The sequence below is a fragment of the Kitasatospora sp. NPDC023385 genome (assembly GCF_055664045.1).
Window position 1 is genome coordinate 1 of the sequence record NZ_JBVOOL010000055.1, and the last position, 16,169, is coordinate 16,169.

The 16,169-nt window shown below is 68.4% G+C and carries 12 protein-coding genes; 6 read left to right on the forward strand and 6 right to left on the reverse strand.

Going from position 1 to position 16,169, the window contains the following annotated elements; translation table 11 throughout:
- Positions 1–216 precede the first annotated feature (216 nt).
- Positions 217–648 (forward strand): ParA family protein, encoded by a 432-nt coding sequence (locus AC0B61_RS36295; RefSeq protein WP_471746679.1) that lies wholly within the window; start codon positions 217–219, stop codon positions 646–648.
- Complete coding sequence (locus AC0B61_RS36300) at positions 645–1,562, forward strand: hypothetical protein (RefSeq protein WP_471746681.1); 918 nt, start codon at positions 645–647, stop codon at positions 1,560–1,562. The genes AC0B61_RS36295 and AC0B61_RS36300 overlap by 4 nt, the downstream gene beginning before the upstream one ends.
- Positions 1,563–1,684: 122 nt before the next feature.
- Here AC0B61_RS36300 and AC0B61_RS36305 read toward each other — a convergent pair whose 3' ends face one another.
- On the reverse strand, positions 1,685–2,389 hold the full coding sequence (locus tag AC0B61_RS36305) for a hypothetical protein (protein ID WP_471746682.1): 705 nt from the start codon (positions 2,387–2,389) through the stop codon (positions 1,685–1,687).
- Positions 2,390–2,724: 335 nt separating this feature from the next.
- Here AC0B61_RS36305 and AC0B61_RS36310 point away from each other — a divergent pair, with 335 nt between their 5' ends.
- Positions 2,725–4,707, forward strand: coding sequence for a HEAT repeat domain-containing protein (locus AC0B61_RS36310; protein ID WP_471746684.1), 1,983 nt, complete (start codon positions 2,725–2,727; stop codon positions 4,705–4,707).
- Between the two features lie 67 nt (positions 4,708–4,774).
- On the opposite strand, the gene AC0B61_RS36315 is transcribed toward AC0B61_RS36310, so the two are convergent.
- The 4 genes from AC0B61_RS36315 to AC0B61_RS36330 form a co-directional block, all read right to left on the reverse strand.
- On the reverse strand, positions 4,775–5,179 hold the full coding sequence (locus tag AC0B61_RS36315) for a hypothetical protein (protein ID WP_471746686.1): 405 nt from the start codon (positions 5,177–5,179) through the stop codon (positions 4,775–4,777).
- Positions 5,176–7,326, reverse strand: a complete 2,151-nt coding sequence (locus AC0B61_RS36320; RefSeq protein WP_471746687.1) for an integrase — start codon at positions 7,324–7,326, stop codon at positions 5,176–5,178. The genes AC0B61_RS36315 and AC0B61_RS36320 overlap by 4 nt, the downstream gene beginning before the upstream one ends.
- Before the next feature lie 2 nt (positions 7,327–7,328).
- Complete coding sequence (locus AC0B61_RS36325) at positions 7,329–8,189, reverse strand: hypothetical protein (protein ID WP_471746689.1); 861 nt, start codon at positions 8,187–8,189, stop codon at positions 7,329–7,331.
- 402 nt (positions 8,190–8,591) lie between these two features.
- Positions 8,592–10,994 carry a UvrD-helicase domain-containing protein gene (locus AC0B61_RS36330; RefSeq protein WP_471746691.1) on the reverse strand — a complete coding sequence of 801 codons (2,403 nt, stop codon included), beginning with the start codon at positions 10,992–10,994 and terminating at the stop codon, positions 8,592–8,594.
- A 1,561-nt stretch (positions 10,995–12,555) separates the two neighbouring features.
- Between AC0B61_RS36330 and AC0B61_RS36335 the strand changes: the two genes are divergently transcribed.
- Together AC0B61_RS36335 and AC0B61_RS36340 are read left to right on the forward strand one after the other, a co-directional pair.
- Complete coding sequence (locus AC0B61_RS36335) at positions 12,556–13,119, forward strand: NucA/NucB deoxyribonuclease domain-containing protein (protein ID WP_471746693.1); 564 nt, start codon at positions 12,556–12,558, stop codon at positions 13,117–13,119.
- On the forward strand, positions 13,119–13,619 hold the full coding sequence (locus AC0B61_RS36340) for a hypothetical protein (RefSeq protein WP_471746695.1): 501 nt from the start codon (positions 13,119–13,121) through the stop codon (positions 13,617–13,619). Before AC0B61_RS36335 ends, AC0B61_RS36340 begins: the two co-directional genes overlap by 1 nt.
- 709 nt (positions 13,620–14,328) lie before the next feature.
- Here AC0B61_RS36340 and AC0B61_RS36345 read toward each other — a convergent pair.
- Positions 14,329–14,703 carry a hypothetical protein gene (locus AC0B61_RS36345; protein ID WP_471746697.1) on the reverse strand — a complete coding sequence of 125 codons (375 nt, stop codon included), beginning with the start codon at positions 14,701–14,703 and terminating at the stop codon, positions 14,329–14,331.
- A 317-nt stretch (positions 14,704–15,020) separates the two neighbouring features.
- Here AC0B61_RS36345 and AC0B61_RS36350 point away from each other — a divergent pair, with 317 nt between their 5' ends.
- Complete coding sequence (locus AC0B61_RS36350; protein ID WP_471746699.1) at positions 15,021–15,596, forward strand: hypothetical protein; 576 nt, start codon at positions 15,021–15,023, stop codon at positions 15,594–15,596.
- The last annotated feature ends 573 nt before the right edge of the window (positions 15,597–16,169 follow it).

Genomic DNA, 16,169 nt, shown 5'->3' on the forward strand with positions numbered 1-16,169 from the left:
ATCTCCCCATCCCACTGTCCCAGCACACCAGCAGTCTGACCCCACACCGAGTGACGCGGGGCCAGAACCCCTGATTTTCAGTGAACTTCTAGGAGTCGTTGCAACACCCCAGCTCAAGGGGTGCGATGGACTTCGAGATCCGAGCGGACCGGAAGCCGCAGGGGCGCAGGAAGCTGTCCCGGGAGCGAGCTGCGCCTCCAGCGGCTCCTGGCCCAGATGGAGGGCGAGTACGACCACGTCCTCCTCGACTGCCGTCCGGCGATCGACGACGACACCGACGCCGCCCTGGCCGCCGCGACCGACGCCGTCATCCCGATGGACGTCGACACGTTCAGCATCAGGGCCGTCCACTTGCTCCTCGCGCAGGCCGCCAAGACGATGAACGCCCTCGGCCGCAAGCCGATGGATTACCGAGGCATCGTCATCAACCGCATCGACCGCCCGTTCTCCGACTTCAACCAGTCCGTCTACGACGCCCTGTTCACCCTGCCCGTCCCGGTGAAGGGCGAGGTCCCGGTCCGCTCGAAGATCGCCGAAGCGCGTGAGATCGGCGGACAGCCCGTGTGCATGTACGCCCCGAAGGACGAGGCCGCGAAGATCTTCCGCAACATGATCGTCTCCCTCGGATTCGTGGAGGCCGCGGCGTGAGCGGTAAGACCCGAGAGCGCAAGAAGTTCGTCATCAACACCAGCGCGGGCACGAGCGTCGAGAAGCTGGCCACCGCCATGTCCTCCGACCAGGACGCGCTCAAGCAGGAGATGGAAGCCAACCGGGTAGACGGGATTCCCGCACCCGTCGACTTCAGCAAGCTCACCGGCACCGACGCCGACAAGCTCAAGCAGCTGGAGGAGATGGTCCACACCGCCGACCAGCGCCTGGACGGCGAAGTCCAGTCCGCTCAGACCCGATACGTCATCGTGGTCGGCAGCATCCTGCGGCACATCGATGAGAACGACCTCACCGTGAAGGCATCGACCGGCCTCACCTTCGGCCAGTACGTCTGGGACCGGTTCCGCATCCGGTACCGCCGCGCCCGGCAGCTCATCGAGGCCGCGCCGATCGTCACCGAGGTCGTGGCCGCCCAGGTACTGCCTTCCCCCAACGAATCGCAGGCCCTGGCTATCGCTGGCTTCCTGCACACCCGCGGTCGCGAAGCCGCCGCCCGGGTCGTTGACTCGATCGAGAAGGCCGGCCAGAAGGTCACTGCCGAACGGCTCACGGACGCGATCACCGCCTACGAGCTCTCCCTGATCCCGTCCCAGCCCCAGCTGGAGCGGGCCGCTACCTCCGCCGACGGCGAGAAGCCGTCGAACGACGGACAGCAGACCAACGAGGAGAAGGACGACCGCGAGATCCTCGAAGGGGAACTCGTCGTCGAGCCGCTGACCGCCCAGGAACTACGCCAGGCACTCTCCCGGCGCTCGCTCGACCTCGCCAACGCGCTCGGCCGGGGCCGCTTCACTCCCGGGGAGATCCAGCGGATCCTCGCGGAGGCCTTCATCGACAGCAGCGACCCCGCCGTCTACAAGGCCGTGCTCCGCCGACTGCGGAACACCGACTGACCGGCGCGGAGCCGACGGACAGCAAGAGGGCACCCGGCCAAATGTGGTGGCCGGGCGCCCTCTTGCGTGCTCAGCGCACCGTACCCGAGCCATCGGACAGCCGCGCTCCGGGCATCATCGGATCATGACTCCTTCGCCTGACGAGATCGAAGCCGCCCGCACCCCGGCCGGCGGTTGGACCAGGGCGCAGCTCGCGGCCTGGGGCGTGCCGTGGCCGCCGCCCAAGGGCTGGAAGCAGGAGCTTGCCGAACGCTGGGAGGCCGAGCAGGCCGCCGCCGGCTGATCCCGTACGCGGTCTTCATCGGACACCGGGTCACCGCTGTCAGCAGGTATTCCCAGCGCCCGAATTCCGGGACTGGCAGCCACCACAGGTCGCGCGGCAGGTCGACCAGAGTACGCGTCGAGCCGCCGAGCCGGCCGCGTGGGTACAGGCCCTGGCTGTTCTTCCCGTCCGGGTACAGATCGATGGTCCGCCTCCAGGCTTCATCCGAGAGGTCGGGGAGATCCTGCTGCTCGTATCGCCACTCGGCCAGGTGGCGCAGGAACAGCCGTGTCGGTTCCAGCCTGCGCAGGTCGGCTTCGAACACGCGGCGGCCCAAGGAATCGAACCGCCACAGGCCCAGATAGTGCTCGCTCCACGCGACATGCAGCACCGCGATGGGAAGCTCCTGCCCGAGGGCGGCGAGCACGACCGCGTATGGCTCGCCTGCCGCGTCTCGGCGGGCGGCTTCCTCGCGGGGGATTGGGCGGACTGTCGAACGATTCAGGGCATCCCACCCGTCGCAGTAGAACGCCTCGACGAGCATGTCGCTGTGCACCTCAGTCATCACTGCCTTCCATCGAGCCACCTGCTCCGTGGATCACCATAGAGACCGAGTCCGACAGAGGAGCTGCCGGTCGCGAGCCGGGCAGGACAGCCCGATGATGATTCGGCCCGGATCGCGAGGGCGTGTCGGCCATCCGTATGACGAGATGGCCACCTGTCCCCTCGGGCCCGCGCACTCGCCGTTTGACACTCCAGCTCATGGGATGTCTGTCAAGTTCTTCTGTTCAGCCACTTGAGCTCTGGGGTCGGGGTCCGGCGCGATCGCGTCGCGGCTGCCCGGAGCAGCAATTTTTTTCTCGTGGCCTGTGCCCAAGGCCCAGAGATAGGGTCACGGGCATGTGGGAGGGACTGGAAGCAGTTGACTGGGCGACGCTGAAACACAACTACGGGTCTGCCGAAGACGTGCCGGTTCTGTTGCGTCGGTGCGCTGGACAGGACCCGGAAGACGCGGGTGACGCAGCGTTCGAGCTCCTCAACCACCTGTTCCACCAGGGCGGTTGGATCTGCTCGGCGGCCCCGGCCGCGCTGCCCTTCCTGGTGAGTCTGGCCGCGAATCCGGACGTCCTGCTCTCAAACCGCCGAGTGGTGCTGGAACTGGTGTCGAGGCTGGCGAACGAGGCGGGGCAGGTCGCCGAAAGGTTCCTGGACCCCAACTGGCGACCGGCTTGGGAACAGGTTGTGCCGCAGATGCTCGTACTGCTCACCGATCCCGCCCCGGAAATCCGGCGAGACGCGGCCGATGTCGTCGGAGTCTGCGACAGCCCGGGCGAACTCATACTGCCTGCGCTTGTGCAGTGCTGGCAGGCGGAGGCCGATCCGGTGACCCGCCTCGATCTAGTCCTCGCGCTCGGCCTGGCGGCCGGACGGGAACCCGCGGGCCCGCGGGCTGCCGAGGTCCTGGAACTGCTCCGCGGGCTGCTCAACTCCCCGGAAGCGCAGATTCGCCTGGCGGCCGTGCACGCACTCGCCCCAACTGACCCGAACCTTCCCGTACGGCGAATCGACCTCCTGCTGGAAGCAGTCCGAGATCGAAGCGTCCAGCTTTGGCGCCACACCAGTACGGTCGATACCGGCGTCAAGGGTGTCCACCACTGGACAGCGGCGTTGTTCACCGAGCCGTTCCCCGCTTTCACCCTTGGCCTCTTGCAGGACCATCCCGACGTTGATCAGCGGGTCGGAGCCCTGGCCCAGGCCGGCGGGTTGCTGGCGCAATGGCGCTCAGCGAGCGCCGCGCTCCTCCCCGCTCTCGCCGCACGGTTGGCCGATCCCGCCCCCGAGGTCCGATTCCATGCGGTCGAGCTGCTGGCGTGCCTCGGCCCGGCCGCCGCAGCTCACGCTGACGAGGCCGCCGCCCTACTCGACGACACCGCCGCCCGGGCGACCCGGAAGCGGGAGACCGTCGCCGAGACCGCGGTGTGGGCGCTGGCCCGAATGAACGATCCACGCTGCATACCGCGCCTGGTCGAGGTGATGGCCGAACCGCGATCGGGCTTCACCACGGGGTCTGCCGGCTATCCCGTCACCGCTGGCTGGCACTATCCCGTCCTCCCCGGGCTCCACGAGGTCCTTGGCTACCTTCACGACCACGCCGAGCTGCTTCTGCCCGCCGTCGGTGCACAGCTCGATGCCGCCATGGACCAGCACGCGCTGAACCGGCTCTGCCAGGTGCTCGCGGACTGGGGTGCCACCGCGAAGGCAGCGGTTCCCCAACTGCTCAGCTTGCTGGAGGACGACCGGACCTGGGCGGCGGCAGCGACCGCGCTGGCGGGGATCGGCGTCGCAGGGAACGGGGCACGCGACCTGTTGTTGGACCGATCGAGCACTGGTGGGGCACATGCGGAACTCGCTGCCTGGGCCTACTGGAAGGTCGGCGGCGAGCCCGAACCAGCCCTGGAAGTCCTTGGAAGCATTGCCGACGGGGCACGTATCCCGCGCCCTGCCCTGCGCATGCTCGCCGATCTAGGCCCTCACGCCGCCCGGTACGCGAACCAGGTCCGGACGCTGATCACGGACACGGATCCCTGGACCCGTATCGAGGCAGCGCACGCTCTCTGGGCCGCAACCGGTGATACCGAGACCAGTGTCCCGGTTTTGACGACGGCACTGCAGGCACTGGCCACGGGCGTCTACCGCCCGGTCATGCTCCCCGCCGTGCAATACCTGGCCCGCACCGGTCACACCGATCAGCCCACCGTCCGGCTTCTGCGCGACGTGCTGTTCCGTGATCAGCGGCTTCGCAGCAGCGGCGGCTGGCGGGGTTTCACCCAGGACGAAGCCATCCGCACTGCCATCGAAGAGTTGCTCGCCGCGAACCACTGACCTGTCGTGCTTGCCAGCCGGGTCGCTCATCACCGAGTCGGGAAGAAGATTCAGAGGCGCTGGCCGGTCACCGCGTGGGCAAGCGCGCGACGTTGTCGGGAAGCGTGGTCTGCTCCTCAGCCGTGCGCAACCTGTCTGCAAGGACGGCGCCAGCGAGGGCGAGATGGGCGACTTGGTCCTTGAGTTCGTCGCTCTCCTTGGTCAGGTCGTAGACCCGTTCCTTGAGCTTGGTGACGTCCTTCCGCAGTCGCTTCTCGGCCTCGGGGACCTGCGCCGTCTCGGCGCGGACGCGTTCGTAGAATTCGTTCTTCAGATCGGCATGGCGCTTGAGCAAGGCCATGCGGTGGACGCCAGCCTCGACAGCGAGGGCGACGACAGTCAGGCTGCCGTTGGAGACGGTTGGCTGACCGGTCAGGAGCCGGTCGATGGCCTCGCGGATGCGGGCCCGTTCGTCCTGGTGCTGTTCGTTCATGTCAGGGCCTCGGTTGGTTGGGCGGTGGCGTCGTGGTTGTCGGCAACCTCACGCAGGCGGTCCGCGTTGCGCTTCAGTCGCCGGCCGACAGGTTCGGGAGCGGTGGCGGCCAGGGCGTCGAGCTCGTCGGCGCGTCCGCGAAGGCCTGCGGCGTGGGTGTCGGTGCGGACCGCGTTGCCGCAGCCGAGCCGACAAGCAAACTGGTTCGGCGCGACGGTGTGTGGGTCCGGATCGCACAGTGCGGTGTCCTGCCTGAACACGCAGATCAGGTGGGCGTCCGGGTTGTCGAACAGCACCAGGCCGTCCCGGGCCAGGAAGGCGGCGGCCTTCTTCGCGAACTTGTCGGTGACGGTCCTGCCCTCGAACCAGGGCGTGGTCGCGGCGGCGGTCAGGGCCCGACGGGCCGCAGGGCCGGAGATCTTCTCGCCGGCCGCCATGCGGTCGTTCAGCCGGACCGCGGTGTCAGCAGCCGCTCGGGCGGTCTCGATGTCGAGCTCGGCGTGGATGCCGCCGCGACTGCGGGTGCCGTAGCCGGTGGAGGTGCGGGCGTCGAGGAAGGTGCGCATGTGCCCGTACTGGATGGCCAGGGCGACCAGCCCGCCGGGGCGCCGGGCGACGTGCCAGGCCAGTGACCTGCGAAACCTCGCCAGGCCGATGGCCCCGTGCGGGTCGTCGGGGATGGCCTGTTCGGGCAGGCCTTGGACGTGGGCCTCCTGGTTGGCCCAGGCGACGAAGGCCTCGATACGCCATCTCAGGGCGAAGTTCTTCAGGGCTCCCGGGTTGTTGCGCTGGCGGGGGATGTCGTGGTGGGCGGCGCTCAGGAGGAGCTCGCCGTCGGGGACCATGCGTTCCAGAACGCGGATGGCACGGACAACCGGGGTGATGGCGACCCAGGGGACGGCGCGTTCCTCGCCAGCGGAGACGTGGTTGCCGTCCTCGTCGGTGACGTTCTTGTAGTGGTGGCTGCGGATCAGGTGCCGCCTCGGGCTGCCGTCTTCGCCGGACTCGGGGTCGGGACAGCAGCCGGACCGCAGCCCTTGCACCTCCTGCGGGCGCATACCGGTCAGGTAGAGGCAGGTGATGGCGGCGGCGGTACCGAGGTGCCGCATGAGCTCGGCGGCCTCGGTGAAGTCCAGGTGCTGGCGCCAGGGCCTACCGTCGATCCGCCCGGTCACCGGGATCCGCAGCGGGGCGGGCCCCGGCCGTGCGGCCACCAGCTTGTCGATGCCCCTCGGTCTGGCGAGCAGGTCGAGCTGGCTGGGGGAGGCTCCGGTCGTGGCGGCGATGTAGGTGCGGGCGAGTGAGACCCTGCCGCGGTGCTCAACCGAGGGCAGGGGAGCCCCGCTGTGGACCAGTGGCAGCAGGTAGTTCTCCAGGGTGGCCCGGCCGGCTGGGCTCGGACGGGTGGTCGCGGCGAGTTCGGTCAGCCGTCGGTTCTCGGCCCAGGCGGCCAGGATGTCGTCGGCGAAGTCCTCGACCATCCGGATCGCCCAGGTCAGCAGCGGTCCCAGGACCTGCGGGTCCAGCGGCTCGGTCGAGTTCTCGCCTCGGCCTGCGGTGTCGGGCTCGGCGGGCAGGAAGTCGTCGGCGCCCTCGGTGTCCCAGGGAGGGCGGACGATTCCGACAGGCCTGGCGGAAAGCTGGTCGAAGGCCCACAGGTCCGTGAGCCGGATCAGGGTCTTCTCCGCAGTGCGGCGGCTGCATCCGTCCGACCAGCGCTCGGCCGCGTACGCCTGCCACTCTCGTGCGGGGCAGCCGGCGAGATCGTGGACCTGGTGCTCGTACAGCCAGCGGGCGAGGCGCATCCATTCGACGGCCGTGGTGTGCAGGTCTGCGGGGGAGCGCCGGGTGCGGGCCCTGGCCCCGCGGTGCTGGACCTGGGTGGGACGCAGCTGGCCGTTGATCATCGTCCAGACCACTTGTTTCAGCTGGGCACGCAGTGGCTGGGGACAGTTCTTCCAGCGGATGGTGTGGAGGATGGCGCCGGGATTGTCGATGAGCGGGGCCAGCGGCCAGTCCATGTCCGCGAACAGGCCGTTGGCGTGCCGGTTCCCGGCGCTGATCCACTGGGGCTGCACCACGGGGCTGTCCGGCGCCGGCATTGCCAGGACGTACGGGTCGTCCTCGGGGACGGAGGCGGTGGTCACGATCAAAGGTCTCCGTTCACGAGGAGGCCGACGACGCGGCGGTCGGTGTCCGTCACCCTGGTCAGGGCGGAGGTCCATGCGGCGTGCCCGACCTTGTCCCGCAGGTCGTCCAGCCGCAGCAGGTGGTCGCGCCACCGCTCGGCCCACAGGTGTTCGGGCAGGGCCGAGCGCAGGCTCTCGACCTGGCAGCGCAGGTGGGCAAGGCGTGGGTGGTGGCCCGGGTGGACGTGGGCGTTGGGGCAGGCCAGGCACAGAAGGAAGTCCGCCGCGCAGCCACCGCCCGGGGCGGGCCAGGGGCTGGCGGCCTCGTCCTGGCAGTCCGCTGTCGCCGTCTCCTGGTGCGCGGCATCCGGTGCCTCGGCGAGCCAGCCGCCGAAGACCGCCGACCTGGCCTGCTTAAGAGCCTCTCGCGCGCCGTCCTCGAAGACGGCCAGGGAGGCGTGCTGCACCTGCTCGTCCGGGAGGACGTAGATGCTCTCGTGCGTGCCCTGGGTGTGCTGAAGCGGACGGCCTTCGCGGATCACCGCGTTCCGGCGGGTTCGCCGGAACGGAGATCCCCCCAGTTTGTGCAGGAACGCCCACCGGGTCGCGTCGTTGTCCGAGATACCGAAGACGAGCGGGCCGACCTGCGGGGGCCGGTCGAGTTCCTGGTGCTCGCGCCAGATCCGGCCGGTGCGGGCGGTCATCAGCAGGTCCGTGCCCGGGGACAGGCGGGCGGCCAGGGCGCGGCCGTGCGCGGTGGCCTCCAGCGCCTGGGTGATCAGCCGGCCCGCAGAATCGGCGCCAGAGTCGGTGACGTTCTCCGTGGAGAACCAGAGCCCGCCACCGCGGCGGCGCTTCTCCACCTGCACCTGGTAGGTCACCGTCCTCGTCTCCCCGGCCGACGGCGCCCTTGTGGGGACCGGAAGACGGTCGAAGCAGGACAGGTTCCACCCGAACCGGTCGGTCAGCAGAACCGCCAGCGCCGTCAGCTCCCCGCGCGTCAGGAACAGCCGCCCCCACGTGCAGTGCGCGTTGGCCCCGCCGAGGAGCCCGCGATGGGGCGCGTGCTTCTGGCCGCCCGCTCCGCTTCCGCGTAGGACCGTCCGCCGGACTTCCGCGCATCGGCCCGGCGTCAGCGCCGCGCCCGTAGCCTTCGGGCGTGCCCAGCACCGAAGAGATCCTGGCGGCCGCTCAGCGCTGCGCCGGTGGCGGTGTGGGACAGCAGCATCCAGCGTGCTGTGCCACACCGCCACCGGCGTCCTGGTGCCCTGGCCGACCTGTTGTCAGCGGGCTGCCCTGGCCACTGCGCGCAGGTGCGCGCGAAGACGGCTACGCAGCCCGCTCAGGCTGATCCGGGCGCCGAGACGGGCGAGGAACTCGTCCGCGCCCCAGACCACCAGGTGGCCCTGACGGGAGAGGTAGAGACCGACCCGGTCGATGCCGTAGGCGTCGTCGTAGTCGAGCAGGAGGTAGCCGGCGAGTTGGTAGATCTCGTCCCGGCCGAGCCGCTGCGGGCGGGTGCTGGCCTTGCAGTCCAGGAGCAGGCCATCGAGGATGAAGTCGGCATCAGCGCCGCCGATGTCCGCGCTGCCCGCGAAGCCCGGGCCGCAGACCCGGTCCTCGGGCGGCAGTGAGCGGAACCCCTTGAACGGCTCTTCGGCGAGTTCCATCTGGCGTCGGAGGTCCTCGACGACGTACGGCGGGACGTCGGCGCACAGCTGGTCGAGGGTCGTTGCCCCGGTGGCGCCAGCCAACGGGTTGTGTCGGCGGAACTGTCCGCTGCGGAAGAGGTCCTCAAAGTGTGCGGCGACGAAGCACAGCCGGCTCAGCCGTTCGTCGTCCATGGCTGGCCGGGTGAGGTAGTCGTCCACCGTGGCCAGCAGCTCCAGCCCGGCCGCGTGCAGGGCCGTGCGGGCATCGTCCGCGGGTGCTCCCGAGAGTGGCTGCCCGAGGCCCGCGCCGTGGACACCGAGTTCCACGGCTTCGCCGAGTGGACGGCCCAGGGACAGCCGCAGTCGGTAGTCGATGGCGTGCCCGAGCGCAGGCCAGTCCGGGTACTGGACGTCGACGGGCTGGACCGGATGCGGCAGGCCAGCGATACGCCGCTGATAGTCGGACACGACGGCGCCGCTTCCCGGTAGGTGCTCGGCCATGAACCGGGACAGTGGAGATGTCGTGTACTGCAGCTGGCCGGTCAGGCTCAGATGGATCATCGGAACACCACCAATGGTGCCGTCCCTCTCCTCGACGGCCATCGCCTTCTCGTAGCCGCTAACCCAGGAAAGCCCTCTCGCGTCGAGCTGGTGGCGGGCCCGGGTGGCCGCTACGTAGACGAGTCGTGCCTCGTCCAACCGCATGGGTAGCTGCCGGCCTTCGTCGGTCGTCGGCGGCGGCGCGAACCCTTCGCCGATGCGTACGGTGTTCCACTCGCGGCCCTTTGCCTTGTGGACGGTGGAGACCGTGACCCTGGCGTCGTTCTCCGAGCTCAGATGTGCCACGGCCTTGAGGATCAGGGGCGGTCCGTAGTCGTCGACCAGCTTGACAGTCGCCTTCAGGTCCTGGCCGGCCTTGTCCTGTTCGACGTACTCCCGCACCTCGCCCCAGGAGTTGAACAGGAACAGTTCGGGGTGGCTGGTGCGGCGTCCCGCCTGGAGTTCGAGGGCGGCGTTCGCGATCCGCTCCAGCGCGCTGCCGCCGCCAGCCAGTGCAACCGGCACTCGGTCCTCCAGGAAGCTCAGAACTTCCTGCATGGCATCCGCGTTGCCCCGGCACAGCACCGCGTCGGGTTCGTTCAGCGGCCCGATCTGCGAATCGACCGCCCCGGAGCCGGTCAGGCGCAGGTCCGACTCCGCGTGCTTGAGCCAGCGATTGGCCTCCTCGGCGACCCGCGGGCCGAAGCGGAACGACTGCGTCAAGTGGAGGTGCTCGGCGGGGAAGCCTGTCATCACGTCCTTCGCCGAACGCCAGCCATAGATCTGCTGGGCCGGATCGCCGACGCAGATACGCTGCGCCGGCTGGTTGAGGAAGATCTCCTCGAGCACCGGGTTGGTGTCCTGGGCCTCGTCCAGCAGGATGAAGTCCGCCGGCAGTACCGGCTCGCCCATGGCCCACATCTTCATGTAGAAGTCGTGCTCAAACCGGAGCCTGCCATCCAAGGACTGGATGTCCTCCCACGCCTTCACCGCGTACGGCAGCAGCGTGCGGGCAGCGAAGTCCTGGCCTGCGGCGCTGAGGCCGTTCAGGGGCTCCATGTGCCTGGCCATGACCTGCAGGTCGGTCGTGTAGCAGAAGCGCCGCACCATGCCCATCACCAAGCGCGCCTGATGCGCAATCGTGATCTTGGTGCCGTCCACCATCAGGTCGCTCGTGATGCCCAGCAACCGTGCGGTTTGTTTCGCCGGAATCCGCGCGGAGGTCTCCAGCCGCGGCCCGTAATTTCTCCCTACGGCCTTGAAGGCGAGCGAGTGCGCGGTCCGGCACTCCACATTCCAGCCGAAACGGCCTCGGGCATCTTCCGCAATGGCCCGGTTGAACGAAATGTACAAGCCACGCTTCTTCGTGGCGGAACCCATCAGCATCAGGGTCGAGGTCTTGCCCATACCAGCACCCGCCACCAGAGCCAAATCCCGGCCAGCGACGAAGACCTCCCTCGCGGCCTGCTGCTCCTCGGTCGGCTTCATGACCATGTGGTCCTCCTTGGTTGCGGCTTCATATACCGCGATCACAGAGGATCACTAGATGGGCACTCGACGTCAAGGAGGCGTTCTGGTGGATACCCATCTCTCCTTGAGTCCTGCCGTAGACCGAGCAGTGCCAGTAGGGCCGCTCTGCCGGGTTTGGATCCCGACAGTCTCGAAGGGCGAACGTCGAGAGGCGCCGTCAACGCCCGTGATGACGAGTCATCCGGTGCGGTGTACCGACACCGTTATCGACCCGGCGATGCCTGCCAGGAGCACGCCGCCGGGCTGGTGGTCGAGATCGCGGTGGTCTGGCGGGGCTTGCAAGGGCCGACGTTGTGGCCAGGGCTGTTATTTGATCGGCTTCGTCGTCAAGGCGACAGGGATCGGGAACACGTTCGGGTGCTTCCGGGGAGCGGCGCTTCGTGTCGCGCTCCGGCCATGGGGCTATTTGCCAGGATCTGGGGCTGGTTGAGCAGATTTTGGCAGGCATGATGCCCCGGTTCGCCTGAAGGTTCACGATGACGACTCCTCCTCCGACCCAGTCGGCCCATGTTCCGCGGCCGATTTCCGGATCCCGCGTTGAGCTCGGAGCAGTAGACCCGGAGGTGTTCGCGCGACTGTTGGAGAACGCATGCGCCAAGCAGGGACTGCCCGCCGAGCTGGCGGCCGAGGCAGCCGTCCGGGCCGCCTAGGGGTGAAAGAGCTGCGGATGCTTCTCCTCCAGGTGCCGCGGTTCCCCCAGGCCCACGCGGCGGTCTCGTCCGCCTGGGCCGTGGTCAGGGCTCGTCCCGAGATCGCGACCTCGGTGCTCCACTCGCACGCCCAAGGAGTGGGTGGGGCGGCGCTCGTGGTCCGGGACGTGCGGTCCGAGAAACCCGGCGTCTTCCAGGCCCAGGCCGCGTGGAGGGCGGAGGACGGCGGTGTTCACGGCGCCGTGGCCGCGCGGACCACGAAGAAAGCCGCGCACCAGTACGCGGCCGTGAGCCTGCCCGGGCACCTGAGCGGCGTCGAACCGGTCGATCAGGGAGAGGTCGGGACGGGTTGGATCCCGGCGGCGAGCCTCGTCCTTGATGGGCGCTGCGGCTCCGATGGGCCAGGCCCCGGGGACGCCTCAGGGGTCAGCTGCCGTTCCTGTGGCAGACACAAACGGGCGCGGGCTGTGCGATGAAGCACCGGGGGCGGACCTGTGCGCGGCCCGGCCGGCCGAAGCCTCACACCTCCAGGCCGCTACGACCGCTGCCGCCTCCGGGTTCTCGTTTTCGTATCCGTCCTGGTGCACGAGCCAGTGGATGACGGACCGGACCGAAACCTGCCTGAAGCAGACGCTGCACTACCCGGTCAAGGAAGCGGGTACCAACAAGGAGGTCGGGGGCTTCGACTTCACCCTCGTGAACTACATCCCGGTCGATATGGCCAGCGCGGACTACACCGGGCACCTCGGCATCAGCATCAGCAACCTCTGGGGCAAGGCCGCCGGAACCACGATCTCCTACAAGACGCAGTGCGGCGGCACCTGCTCGGTCGTGGCCGACTGGAACGGTGAGGCCCCATCACCAATGGCAGGGTCATGGAGAGCACCGACTACTTCCACGACTCCCTGCTCGATGAATCGGGGGTCAACCTCACGGAGTCCGCGGCAAAGCTGTGGATCAACGTGCCCGGGTCGATCAACGGCGCGCAGAGCCTGGAATTCGACTCCGGCGACATCCGCTGCGACCGGGTGATAGGCAACCGGAAGCCCGGCTGTGTGTTCCCGATCTACCCGCCCACCATGACGACCATGAAGACCCTGCCGACCATCGCCGCGAGCATCCGCACCGTGCAGGCGGCCCCCCTGCACCTGGGCAAGCCCGGCAGCGGCCGCCCGCTGCACTACAACCCGGCGCAGGCCAACGTGGACGCCAACCGCGCCGCCGCATGCCCGCCGGCCGGTCCCCGTCCGACTCCCACCCACTCCTGCGACGAGTACCCCTTCGCCACGACCGACGAAGGCGCGGCCCGCAACCCCGCACCCAACAGCGGCTCGGTCTGGGCCCCCAAGAACGAGCAGGACAGCCAGGGCGGCTACATCTCCAGCTTCTACGCGGCCTGGCGCGTCCTTCCCGGCGACGGATACTTCGTGGAGGTGTGATGACCGCACACGACGCCGAAATCCGCGTCGACCACAGCCAGTATTGGATCGGTACCGCCGGAAGCGAACTCGACCCCGGGATGTACGAGGGGTTCAACGGGGTCGTCTCCACGCGAGGCGACAGCTTCGCGATCATCATGACCGGCACCGAGTTCGGCCCGGTCCAGCTCCGGTACGAGCCGCACGGCCAGGAACCGCCCCTCACGCTCGACGACTGGGACGACGTCGTCGAGGTCAGCATGCGCCTCCGCACGGACACGCGTATCCACGGCCCGATCCCCGACGACCGCGTCGCCGCGCTCCCACCGGTCAGCCACCAGGGACCCGGCACCTACCGGATCCGCGTCCACACCCGCGGCCGTGACACTGCCAGGGCCCTCGGCGACATCTTCGGCCCTCCCGCCGAACACCACCTCATCCAGGCCTGGCCCGCCCCCCAGGCCTCTGAGACCTGCCACAAACTCACCGACCAGTACGGCCGCTACTACCGCAACACCTGACCAAACCCTGGCCGGCCGGTGACCCCACACGGCTGCCGACCGGCCAGGCCAGAACGACACCACCGACCAAACAGCCGACAGCGCAACCGGCTGTTCCCAGCACAAGCTGAACTCCGCCCTGCAGCACGGCGCCAGGATCGACCACGACCATCCTGCCGGTGCGCAGCGGCGCCGAAGACCAGGTGCAGCGGGTGAGCGAGTTGCTCGCCGGGCGGCGGGCCTGCGGATGGACCGAGCTGTAGGAGGCGAGCGGAGCCGCAGGACGGCCTGCCGCCCCGGCCGCCCTCCCTCTCGCCCCTCTTCCCGGCCGGTGGCGCCGCGAAGCGGGGCCGCCGGGCCGCCGCGCAGCGGACCACTCGTCACGCCGTCGGCGCGCAGCATCAGGTTGCCGGGATCCCGTCTCCGCTCCTGCTCTGCGCGCCGACTCTCCGACTCCTGCCCTTCTCCTTCGACGCTCCGGTGCCCGGACTTCACCCAGCACCCGCCGAGGTACCCAGGGAGAAGTAGTCGGCGCCCGACGACCTATGGACTGTGCTTTCGCAGATGGGAGGCAACCTACGGGTCCGCTGCGGTGAGTTGAGTGCGCTGATATCCGGCTCTGTTGCCGTCAGCGTCATAAGCTCAGCCCCGCCCGCCAATCAGATAGCGGGTGGGGCTGAGCAGAATCTCTACGCTCTCGACCCTAGGACAAGAACGGCCGAGGGTTACGTCACAGTTCTCGCAATCTGATAGTTACCACCTCCGCTAGCTCCGGCTTGTCAAGCCCGACAGAAATCTCCACCCTGTCGGCGCCGACCGGCAGCTGCAAGTAGGACGTGTCACCAACGATGTCCGCGATCTCAATAATTCCGGTCGGACATGCAATGATTCCAGAAAACGCGACCGAATCCTCTTCCAAAGTCGCATCCCTACCGATTCGAACCCGCACCTGCCCGAAATCTCCATGGAGAACCGTAACAGTCACGCACGTTTCATTGGCCGAGACAGGTCGACTATCCGGATCTGCGTCCGGGATGTCTCCATCGCCGCCCACTGCCTCGATCTTAAGAATTCCCCAGGGCACGTTCGCCATAAATTCGTCCATCTGCACTTAATCCTTTCCGAAGATTGGGCCACGGCGCGAGTCAGAGACTCTCCCCTACTTACTCTTACTATACGGACGCAAGCCTCCCCAGAACCTAGAAGTCTGTGTATGGATTGGTCTTATCGCGCTTCATTTGCGCTGCCCGCACGGAGCTGAGTACGGGACGCCGGGTTGAGTACGGGTACTCATGAAGCGGCCGGATCTCCCGGGACACGATACGAACCATGGAGATCGGCTTTCGGAAGGGCAGTCGGGCACGCAGGGCGGCTCTCACGCTCACGGGCTTCGTGGTGGCGAGTGCGGTGGTATTCGGCGGGGTGAGAGCCACCGGGGCCTGGGAGGGGAACCCGTTCCCGGCGGCCGACCCGGCAGCCACCGCCGAGCACCTGAACGACCGGACGCTCGCCGTCTACGACGCACTCGGCCTGCCCGACGGGCTGCCACTCGATTTGGGGCACAGCCACGGTGTCCAGGCCAACACCTACGACTGCCACCGGCGGGGGCTCGCCCACTTCGTCGACAACCTGGAGGACAACCCGCCCCACGAGCCCCGCACTGCGGCGATCAGCGCCAGCTTCACGCTCACCGGGCTCACGCACGAACAAGCCTCCGAGGCTATGGACCGGGCCCGCCGATTCCTGACCGGGCAGGGCTGGACAGTCGGCTTCCGCGACTTTCACGAGGACATCCAGTTGAAGCTGACGCCCCCGACCACCGGCCCTGGCGGCGTCCCCGACAAGGTCTTCGTCGACTACTACGACCGGAGCGGCTTCTTCACCATCGACGCGAGCGCGGAGTGCGCTCACTACCTCGACGACACGGCTGTGGACTTCGAGGGCAAGCCGGAGCACCTGGCGTACCTCTCGGTCCCGGCCCAGGTCCGCCGGGATTGACCGCGATCCCCGCAGAGGATTTTCCGCGGAAAATTCGGAGCCTGCTGGCGGCCGACCCACGGCCGCTCTCTGCCCCCGCGGAGTCGCCGGTGGGGCAGATCCGACAGGATCCGGCCCGTTGCCCAGCGGCCCTCAGTCCCCCGGCTTCGATTTTCCGCGGAAAATCCGGGGCCGCCGGAGGGCCCCTTCGACGGCGGGTACCCGATGGCAAGACGGCGCACTGCGCACAGTGCTGAGACCGCGCGTGAGATCTGAAACGATCAGGCGGTGATGCGACTAGTGAACCGTGACCGCTCTCTCGAGGTTCTCGAGCGCGACCGCTGGTCGGCCCCATCGGGCGGCGAAACCCGGCTGATGGCAACCGTGCGCGAGCTTCATGCAAGTTTCTGACCATCGTTCTCAGAGGACGTTAAGTCCGTTTCTGGTACCGGCCGCGTCCGGGTTGGTCGAGGAATCCTTGACGGACGAGTCGTCCCACGCGGGAGCGGGTGACGTTGATCGAGGGCTCGTCGGTGGGCAGTGCGAGGAGTTCGTGGAGGTCGCGAACCTGGAAGACGCGCCCGGGGTGCTCGT